This is a genomic window from Caldivirga sp. (assembly GCF_023256255.1).
In the GTDB taxonomy this organism is placed as follows: domain Archaea; phylum Thermoproteota; class Thermoprotei; order Thermoproteales; family Thermocladiaceae; genus Caldivirga.
In genome coordinates this window covers 1-9,919 of sequence record NZ_JAGDXD010000033.1, presented here as the reverse complement: position 1 = coordinate 9,919, position 9,919 = coordinate 1, and the positions used below count along the sequence as shown (strand labels likewise).

Sequence of the window (9,919 nt, the reverse complement as noted above, 5' to 3'; positions counted from 1 at the left end):
TCAACCAAGGATAATGATCAAGAATATAGCCTTGGAATAGCCAATTCGGATCCATGGCCATAGTCATGTATTCATAGGGCTCGAGCTTACTATACAATGGTATTATTGGTACGAAGTAGTGGTACCAAGCGAAGATTATCTTCATCATTAAATCGTAATTGGGTGTTCCTGGTGCTGCAATGTTCTCAAACATCTGCCAGTTGGTTAAGTTAATGTAACCGAATGTTGAGTTAACGCACCAGACAATAGTACCATTGGTGAACACTGGTGGTTCAGTAGGCAGTATGACTGGGCTACATGTACCATTAGGCCACTGGAAAGGCCAAACATCATGACCCTTATAGTATGCTTGCATCACATTACCGACTTCCCACCATGGCCAACCCAATAATCCCCACATACTACTATAGCCTGGATCCTGACCTAACCAAGTCGTAGCTCCACCATATTGACCATTCGGTAATGTAGTACTCCAGAATACTCCAACGTCCTGCCCAATTAACTTCGCGTTGATGCCAAATGCATCAAGTTGTTCAACAGCATCACTAGCCATTGTCATCCAGTCTGTGAATCCACTTGGCCCATATACGTAGAGCGTTAATTGTGTTCCGTTTGGTGTGTACCATACTCCATTCTTCTGGTAGAAGCCTATGCTTTGCAGTATTTGTGTTGCCTTAGCTGGGTCATAGGAACACGGTATAATAAATTGCCTAACGTCGGATGGGAAAGTTGCTATTGATTCTGGGACTATAGGTTCAGGATAATAGTCAGGCTTACTAATTGCTAAACCCCATGCAGCAGCCACAGCAGTCCTATTAATAACGTCGCATAGAGCCTCCCTAACCTGAGGAATATCAAATGGATAGACCCAGGGATTAACAGCAATACCCATTGTACTAAATGTTGGTAACGCGAATGATGACCAGCCTGACGTACTATTAATTATCTTAATCTGAGCCTCGGATAAACCAATCCAATCGTAGTCAACTTGGCCGGCTATCATTGCACTCATAGCTTGTGCATTACCACCAATCTCCCATAGTACTGCTGTTGGTTGGTAATCTTCCCAATCTGCGAATGGGAATACCTTATACCATGTTGCTAATAATGCAGGAGGCTCCAGTGTAAAGTCAATGTAGGTTGTGCTGGCGTAGCTAACGTAATACGGATATAAACCCCAGTATGGTGCTACGAATTTTGTTACGTTATTGTGGCCGAATTCTGTTGCCTGTGTTACATTGGTTATTGTTCTTAATTCATCTACTATTGGCTTCCATGGTTCATATGGTACGTCTATCCAACTTGTTAATAACCAATATTGTATGTATGGTGTCCATTTTTGGAATAGGAATTGTATCGTGTAGTTATTAATTACTCTAATGTCCTCGTCGACGAGTGATTGATTAATCCAAGGCACATACCATGCAAAGGCTTTCATACCAATGTAGAATTGCGCATAAACATCCCAAGCAGTGAAAGGCAAGGTAGCAGAACCATTATACCAGTATAAGCCAGGCCTAAGGTAGATTGTGAATAATGCAGAACCATTAGGAAGCACTTGAACAGTCCAATTCTCAGCCAAAACAGGATAGAACTGACCAGTGAGTGGGTTAAAGGCTGCTAATGGTAAATATGTTTGTACATTACCTATCATATTGCTTGGCGCATAAGGATTCCATATTGGTGTACCCGGTGTTAATATTATGGTGACTGGATTAGCGAACTTTAGCCATGGCTTTTGCTCAGCATGAACAATAGATGCACCATATGCCACCACTAACACCAACGCCATTATTGCAGTAACCTTCACCAGTCGGGAGACTGAATTATTTACCATAGTCATCTTAGTAGCATCTAGGCTTTAAAAATTTTACTACATAAGCTAGTATAGAAAACGGCAGTTATTAGGATCTTCCCTTAATCTATCGCGCTTACTGATTCATTAACCTAATCTCAACGTACTCGGATTCAACATCCTCAATTAATGCATTAGTACCGCCAATGAGCAATGCCTTATCACCATTATTTGGTAAAAGCTCGAAGTTCACTACGTCACTATCTATCGTTACATTAAGCGGTACTCCAGTTAAGTCTACTTCCTCATTATTCTTCACTAAATGCCCCTTAATCCTAACTTCAATGTTTAACCCAGATTCCTTAGCCTTAAGGATCTCCCACGTGGCGAACCTATGGGAGTTAAACACAAGTGGGTAATCTGAAGGCTTAAAGCCCCTCCTGTATACTGTCTGCGCCCGTCTCCATACGTCGAATAACCCATGAATGAATTGAAGTGTCATTACCCTATCCCTAAATACGTATCCATATACTTCACTGTCCCTAAGTAGGCTAGCCTTACTAGATGCGAAAATGCAGGATTCAGCGTTTGGTGAAATGAAGTAGAATGGGCCAAGCCTATTCACCTTAACCTCAACAATACTGCTAATATTCTTCAATTCGCTTAATAATTCACTGCTTAAATCAGGGTATACTAAAACATACACCTTAACCCTGGGGTCAACATTACTCATGTACTTAAGTAGCCTACCCAGTAATACTGGTGGAGCTGATACGTATAGTTCACTGGTGGCTTCCTGAATTAATGATGCTGAATTATAAATAACATTATCAATACCCCTAGTAACCCATAGCAAGTTCCTTGCCCTATCACCCCTTGTTAATGATGTTAAAGCCTTAACCACAGCTTGCTTACGCTTAAGCACTTCACTCTCAATCATCTCCATTATTACCCCCGTACCTATTGGGGCATACACCTTAGGCTTACTCTGCTGGACATTAATGAACCCCTTCCTCTCAAGGGAAACCATTATATTATATAACTGTGGCTGGTGAATAGATAAGTCAGCCATAATCTCCCTAGCCGTGGCACTACCCTTCAGTAGTAGGTAAGCCAGCACTGTAGCCTCTTTCCTTGATAAACCAAGGATGGCTAAGGCATTCACTAAGTCATCGTCAACTGCCTGCATCAAGTACACTGCACTTCACTGTTTTTAGGCTTTGCCTATGTACCGTATGTAGTACAATGTTTATTAAGTCTATCAGTATTGAACCCACCGTATTAGTATGTATAAGCCTCAGTGGGACCCAAATAGGATAAGGATTGTGGAGGAATTAAGGAACAGGGGTGTTAACCCATATCCACATAAGTTTGAGATTACGCACACTATAAGTCAAATTAGGGAAATTGCTAAGAAGTACCCTGTTAGCCATGACCCATTCATTAAGGGCATTAGGACAGTGGGTAGGGTTGCTAATATTAGGAGGCATGGTAAGGCTTCATTCGTCGACATATTTGATGAGGGGGAGAGACTCCAATTATACTTAAGGATTAATGAACTTGGAGATAGGTTTGAGGAATTCCATAAGTACGTTGATAGGGGTGATATTATTGGGGTTGAGGGTGACTTATTCTATACGCTTAAGGGTGAATTAACGCTCCTTGTCCATGACTACGCGCTACTGGCTAAGGCACTCCTTGAACCACCGGATTGGAGTAAGTATACTACGGAGTGGAGGTACATGCACAGGTACCTTGACTTCCTATACAATAGTGAAGCTAGGAGGATTATTCAAACTAGGTTCAGGATTATTCAAGCCATTAGGGAGTACTTAAACTCAAGGGGGTTCATGGAGGTTGAGACCCCCATCCTGCAGCCTGTTTACGGTGGAGCGTTGGCTAAGCCATTTAAGACTCACGTTAATGCGCTTGATGAGGATTGGTACCTGAGGATTAGCCTTGAGCTTTACTTAAAGAGGTTCATAATTGGGGGTTTCAATAAGGTGTATGAGATTGGGAAGGTGTTTAGGAATGAGGACATTGATGTTTACCATAATCCAGAATTCACAATGCTTGAACTATACTGGGCCTACGCGGATTACAATGATATCATGAGGCTTACCGAGGACTTAATATCCCAAGTCGCAGTGAAGGTTATTGGTAAGGACACTGTGGAGTACCCTACTGGCGAAGGAAAGGTTGAGGTTAAGTTAACCGCGCCGTTCAGAAGAATGACAATGTATGAGGCGCTTAGTAATGAGTTAGGTAAGAACATTGAGTCAATGAGTGATGAGGAGTTGAGGAGGCTAATGAATGAGAATGGGCTAGTGCCTAGGGGTGGGCAGTACGTTAGGGGGTTTATGATTGAGAAATTATTTGATAAACTTGTTGCACCCAAGTTAACTCAACCAACATTCATTACGGATTACCCGCAGGAAACCACACCACTCTGTAAGCCCCATAGGTCTAAGCCGGGCTTAATAGAGAGGTTTGAATTATACATTGCAGGAATGGAGCTTGCCAACGCGTACACTGAGCTTAATGACCCCCAACTACAGCACAGGTTCTTCGAGGAGGAGGCTGAACGCTTCAGGGGAGGTGACGAGGAGGCGCACCCCTATGACTATGACTTTGTCCTAGCCTTAAGCTACGGAATGCCACCAACGGGGGGATTAGGCGTAGGCATTGATAGGCTAGTGATGGTGTTGACTGGGCAATACTCAATAAAGGAAGTGATACCATTCCCAATGATCAAGCACTAGTAATGCAAATGCTTTTCACCCTAAACTTTAGTGATTAGATAATTATTCCTTAAAGGCACTCTTCCATCTTCTCTTATACTGGTTCGCGTACTTTGCGGCTTTTCTAATAGCCTCAACCATACTGGTTTCATCAGCAATACCCCTGCCTGCTATGTCGAAGGCTGTTCCATGGTCCACTGAGGTCCTCAGGAATGGTAAACCCAGGGTTAGGCTAACCGTTCTCTTGAAGTCATAGGTCTTGGCGGCAATGTGGCCTTGGTCATGGTAAAGCGAGAGCACTATATCATACTGCCCCACTGCAGCCAGGTGGAATACCGAGTCCGCTGGTATGGGGCCGTAAACATCAATACCGTACTTAACCCTAGCCTCCCTAACCGCTGGGGCAATTTCATCAATCTCCTCCCTACCCAGTAAACCACCCTCACCAGCGTGTGGGTTTAAGGCTGCAACGGCAATCCTACCCCTCCTAACGCCAAGAGCCTTCAATACCCTGCTTGCGTTAATTATACCGTTAAGTACATTAGTAGCCTTAATCTCCCTAATTGCGTCAGCCAAGGGCATATGCCTAGTAAGGAAAAGTATCCTAAGTCTCCTAGTCTCGAAAACCGTTAAGGATTCCCTCGACCTAGTTAAGGCCTGAAGAAGAGTGGTGTGGTCTATGAAGCTTGAGCCAGCCTTAACCCAAGCCTCCTTATTAATTGGCGCTGTGGCTAGGGCATCAACCTCACCAGCCATGGCTAATTCAACGCCCTTCCTAACACTCTCAAGGGAAACCCTACCAGCCTCCTCCTGAACCTTACCGAATTCAAAGGGGCCGCCTGGAATATCAATGAACCTAACCCTACTGAGCACATCATCATTAATCTTAAGTATCCCGAGGACCTTCTTAAAATGCTCCAGGTTACCTATTAACGTTAATTCAGCATCAATACCACTTAACTTCAACAATGCCTTAGCCACTATCTCATAACCAATCCCCGCTGGGTCACCCAACGTAACACCAATCCTAGGCACAACGCTAAGTCAAGTACCGTGTTTAAATGCATTTACCCACCTTTAATGCTTAATGAACTGTGTCTGTCGCAATGGTAAACATAAACCGCATTAGGCAATAGAGGTATAAGGAGGAATTACTTAATGTAGCATATTACTAATGGATCCTGGCTACTTCAGAAACTTCAGTAACCTTATTCTTATCAATTAGCTTAAATAAGTACGCTGAACCCCATAGCATTACCCCAGCTATAACGTAACTTTGCCCTATTCCTATTGAATTCGCCAAGTAGCCTGAGGCCAGGGAACCAGTTAAGTATGATGAACCAGCGACCACATTATAAACCCCAAGACCCTTACCCTCCTTACCATTCTTGAGCCTTTCAAAAATCATTACATTGGATGCAGTGTAGAATGTTGAGAATGCTAAGCCAGCGGCTAGTGGGTATAGGGTTAGGCCTGTTGCAATTAAGGTCACCGGCGTTGATGATGTTAACCCTATTAGGGAGTAGGATAAGCCCCTTAGGATTAATGAACTTGACGCAGCCTTAGCGTTACCACCAAGCCTACTTATTAGGCGTGGCGCCATCCTAAAGCCCAGTATCTGAACCCCCAGACCCATTGAAATTATGCCCATTACCCACGTTTTAGATAAGCCCCCTATCCTTAGGCCATATGGGTAAAGGGTGTTGAATATGCCTGATGAAACGTAGAATATTATGATGGCTGAGTAGAGCGTAATAAGGCTCATTATGTTACCTAACTCTAATGCCCTACCTGGTATTGACCCAGGTGGGTCACTATTAGTATTATTAACCTTAACTACCTGGGGCATTGCATAAAGCGTTAAGACCACTGAGGCAAGGGATAGTGAACCCATTGAGAGTATGATTGCCTTGATGCTTAGGAACCCTGAAAGCGCAGCTGCCGTTAAGTCGCCTATTAGGTAGCCTAGTGAACTAATGAAGTTGAGCCTTGAGTATGATTCATTCCACCTAGACCTACTTGAGTAACCTACAATAATCATGCTTGCCGACACACCCACTGCCGATGAAAATAATGATGCTGCAGCATAATAAAGGGCTATCTGGGGTATGCTCGATGCGTAGGCGAGCGTCAACATGAAGAGGGCAGTCCCAAGGAAACCTAGGGTTAGGATCCTCCTACCACCATACTTATCCAGTAGGAATCCCCAGATTAATGGAGCCACAACGCCGGCTGCTGAACCAGCAGACATTGCGTAACTAACATCAATTGGACTACCCCTTAAGGCGGCTATTTCAAGCGTTAGTAAAGTGCCTAAGGGGCCAATGGCAATACTGTAGGGCATTAGAGCCATCATCCAATTAACCCTCTGATTAATTAATGACTTCATCTACTTCCACCTTGAAACTAGGCATATTTAAACCAGACTATATTCTAGCCTAGCATTATTATTGCCCACTCTTAACTACCATAATCCCTTAATGTCGTTAAGTACGCGAAGCAGCATCAACTTGACATTAATAATTAAAAATTACCACTAGCCGTAATTTGAGTAAACATTATTAGGGTTAAAACGTATTTAGGTGTAATGCTGCTTGAGCTGAATGAGGATGGCTCATTCGTGCTCAGGACTGAGGGTAGCGAATTAAGGGGTCACATTAGGGCTGTGGCTACTGGGGAGGATGTTGTGAAGGCCTCCTACTCTAACCAATCCTTCATTGCCGCTAAGGTATTCCTACCTGAAGCCGCAGAGGAAGCTAAGAAGAGGGGTGTTAGGTTAATTAACATTGAGGATATTACTGAACCATTAGCCGTACTAATGATAAGCATGTTATCCCGCAGGAGAGCTGACCTACTGATCAGGGTCTTCAATGCAATACTACCACCCCAGGTGGTTAGGTACTACTCATACAGTGAATATAAGGATATGTTAACTGATAAGGTTGATACGGCATCATTCACCATGAGTATTGAGATACCGAGTAAGATTGCTCCACTGCTCTTCGAGGACCTTAATGAATTATTGGCTGAATTATCAGCTAAGATGAGTAAGCTAAAGGGTGTTGACGTTGAGTTCACGGTTAAGAAGAGTAGTGGAAGCTTTAACTTAAGCTACAGATTCAGCACTGAAGTACGGGCATTAACCTAATGAGAATTAGCCTCATTCACCATGCGTCAGTTGGTGCCAGCTGACTCAAGGAAACCTGGGCTGGGCCCCAACTAAATATAATAAATATGATGGCGCAGTAACTACGTAATATTATATAATTAATAAATTGCACATATCACGGTGAGGTAACGTGATGAGCCTACGCTTAGTATTTAATTCATATTCTTCTAATTAGTATTGCGTTGAAGTTACCTAGATCCTTTACCTCAATTGCCTTAAACAATTCACTATTGAAGTATCTGAGGACCTCCTCAGGCTTCATCCTAAGCCATGGTGGTGGCCCAGGTACTGCTAACCCTGGCTTTGACTCAATTATTATTGCTAAGCCACCCTGTTTAAGTATCCTGCCCACCTCTGAGGCTACCTTAACCTTATCCTCCATATCGTGGAATGAGTTCACCATTATCACTACATCAACAGTACCTGATGGTATTGACATTGATGATGCATCCTCATTTAGGAATATAGCCCTCTCATCCTTAACATAATCCTTAGCCATCTTAAGGGCATACTCATCAACATCAACGCAGTATACCCTACTAGCTTTACTGAGTAGTATTGGGCAGAACCTGCCTGAACCACACCCTAAATCAGCGGCAACACCGTTCTGCGGTATATTACTGGTTATTAAGTCAACAAGCTCATCGCTGACGTAACTGTGATGCAGGTAGTGATGCATCCTCCTCATGGGTAATACTGGTATTGGTGGTGTTAAAAATCCTTCACTGGAATCAGCCCCTAAGGTCAGCATACCCGTAAATCCTAGGTGTCTTGGGCTTAGCATTCACGTTAATTATTAAGGCCCTGCAATTGGCCGGTAGCCTATCCTTAAGGCTTATTGATGAACCATTAACCTTACCCATGGTTCTCACACCACAGGCAATTACGTGAATCAACTCGGCTTCATGAGCGTACTTGAGTTTCACAAAATCCTTAACCTCACTTGTTAACTTAACCTCAGGTTTAATTAAGGCTTGAATACCCTCAATCTCCTCAAGTCTAGCATTCCTTAAGGCTAACCCAACCCTAGTACCAGGTAGCACTGAGTCCTGGTCCTCATCGAGGACCTGAATACTCCTAACCTCAACCTCCTTACCCATTGGTAAGGCTATTAACTTATCGTGAACACTCACCTGCGTTAACGCGAAGCCCAAGACCACTAAGCCAACACCCTTAACATTGAAGGCCCTATCCACGTAAACCACACCAGTATCCTCAGTGTCAGCATCAATTTCAGTGAATTCAGAGACGTAGTTACTTATCCTTAATCCACTGAAAACCCTCCTGAAGCCTTCAACATCATCAGGCAGCACCACTCCCCTTAACCCTGAGGCCTCAGCCAGTAGGGCTAATTCCCCATCAATCCAAGTTAATTCACTGGGTACCTTAAGGTAGAAGACTGAGGATATGGATAACGCCACAGCCTCATCAATAATCCTATTAACCGGCGGCACGAGAATTGACTTAACCAAGTTATCCCTCTTCCTATAGTAAATACGCTCCTCACTCCTCTTACCCATTAACTCAGCAAGCTTAATGGCCTCAGCCTCATTGGATGAAAGCACCGTGACCACAGTACCCTTAATCATAAGGCAACCGCAGTTCCTTCACTAAATATATATTTTGCACCATGAGGGCAATACCCATGCCTCAACACGGCTTAGGGATTAGTGGGCTTACTGCATATTTAAATATGTAGGGGAGTTACTTGGTTTAGAATGGGTAGGTGTATTGTTCAGGTCGATAGGAGGAAGTTTAAGCTTGGGGAGGTGGTTTACATTATGTTAACTAACGTTAGCGATAGAACACTTTACATTGGTTCATGGCAAGTGCTTGACTCATCATCAAGGGTGGTGTTCACCATGGAGCCCCCTCAAGCATTAATCCCACCATCCTCCTCAATAATGGTAACCTGGTTTCAGGTAAATAATGAGGGGACCCAGGTTAAGAGCGGGAAGTATGAGGTGGTTTGGAGGCCTAAGGATGAGGATGGCAACGAGTACTCCTGCAGTACCCAAATTGAAGTAACGTGACTTCATTGCTTAACTATTCAAATCATTTTGCATTACTTTAAATTAAACCCTACCCACAGTTACTATTAAGGTTTATACACCGCTTCTAATCATTAACCCGTGAATAAGACAGTGCTAATGGTAGCCCTGCCAATGCTGATTGGCTTAACTAACGTTGATTACGCCAAACTAGCTAAGGGTG

The 9,919-nt window shown here is 43.5% G+C and carries 9 protein-coding genes; 3 read left to right on the top strand and 6 right to left on the bottom strand.

What is annotated here, in order from left to right; all coding sequences use genetic code 11:
* Both Q0C29_RS05735 and Q0C29_RS05730 read right to left on the bottom strand, forming a co-directional pair.
* A partial coding sequence (locus tag Q0C29_RS05735; RefSeq protein ID WP_291999705.1) for an ABC transporter substrate-binding protein occupies positions 1–1,837 on the bottom strand: 1,837 nt, incomplete at its 3' end.
* Positions 1,838–1,931: 94 nt separating this feature from the next.
* The gene (locus Q0C29_RS05730; RefSeq protein WP_291999704.1) at positions 1,932–2,984 is read right to left on the bottom strand and encodes a TrmB family transcriptional regulator; all 1,053 of its coding nucleotides are present in this window, start codon (positions 2,982–2,984) and stop codon (positions 1,932–1,934) included.
* A gap of 97 nt (positions 2,985–3,081) precedes the next feature.
* Between Q0C29_RS05730 and lysS the strand changes: the two genes are divergently transcribed.
* Positions 3,082–4,557: a lysine--tRNA ligase gene (gene lysS / locus Q0C29_RS05725; RefSeq protein ID WP_291999703.1), complete on the top strand. Its 1,476-nt coding sequence runs from the start codon at positions 3,082–3,084 to the stop codon at positions 4,555–4,557.
* A gap of 42 nt (positions 4,558–4,599) precedes the next feature.
* On the opposite strand, the gene pdxA is transcribed toward lysS, so the two are convergent.
* Complete coding sequence (gene pdxA, locus Q0C29_RS05720; protein WP_291999702.1) at positions 4,600–5,571, bottom strand: 4-hydroxythreonine-4-phosphate dehydrogenase PdxA; 972 nt, start codon at positions 5,569–5,571, stop codon at positions 4,600–4,602.
* 136 nt (positions 5,572–5,707) lie between these two features.
* The gene (locus Q0C29_RS05715; RefSeq protein WP_291999701.1) at positions 5,708–6,925 is read right to left on the bottom strand and encodes an MFS transporter; all 1,218 of its coding nucleotides are present in this window, start codon (positions 6,923–6,925) and stop codon (positions 5,708–5,710) included.
* A gap of 198 nt (positions 6,926–7,123) precedes the next feature.
* On the opposite strand from Q0C29_RS05715, the gene Q0C29_RS05710 reads away from it, so the two are divergent.
* Positions 7,124–7,684: a hypothetical protein gene (locus Q0C29_RS05710; RefSeq protein WP_291999700.1), complete on the top strand. Its 561-nt coding sequence runs from the start codon at positions 7,124–7,126 to the stop codon at positions 7,682–7,684.
* A gap of 178 nt (positions 7,685–7,862) precedes the next feature.
* Here the strand turns inward: Q0C29_RS05710 and Q0C29_RS05705 are convergent, their stop codons facing one another.
* Both Q0C29_RS05705 and Q0C29_RS05700 read right to left on the bottom strand, forming a co-directional pair.
* Positions 7,863–8,456, bottom strand: coding sequence for a class I SAM-dependent methyltransferase (locus Q0C29_RS05705; protein WP_291999699.1), 594 nt, complete (start codon positions 8,454–8,456; stop codon positions 7,863–7,865).
* On the bottom strand, positions 8,437–9,294 hold the full coding sequence (locus Q0C29_RS05700) for a translation elongation factor (RefSeq protein ID WP_291999698.1): 858 nt from the start codon (positions 9,292–9,294) through the stop codon (positions 8,437–8,439). Before Q0C29_RS05700 ends, Q0C29_RS05705 begins: the two co-directional genes overlap by 20 nt.
* Before the next feature lie 129 nt (positions 9,295–9,423).
* On the opposite strand from Q0C29_RS05700, the gene Q0C29_RS05695 reads away from it, so the two are divergent.
* Entirely contained in the window at positions 9,424–9,738 is a 315-nt protein-coding gene (locus Q0C29_RS05695; RefSeq protein ID WP_291999697.1) for a hypothetical protein, read from the top strand.
* Positions 9,739–9,919: the final 181 nt, after the last annotated feature.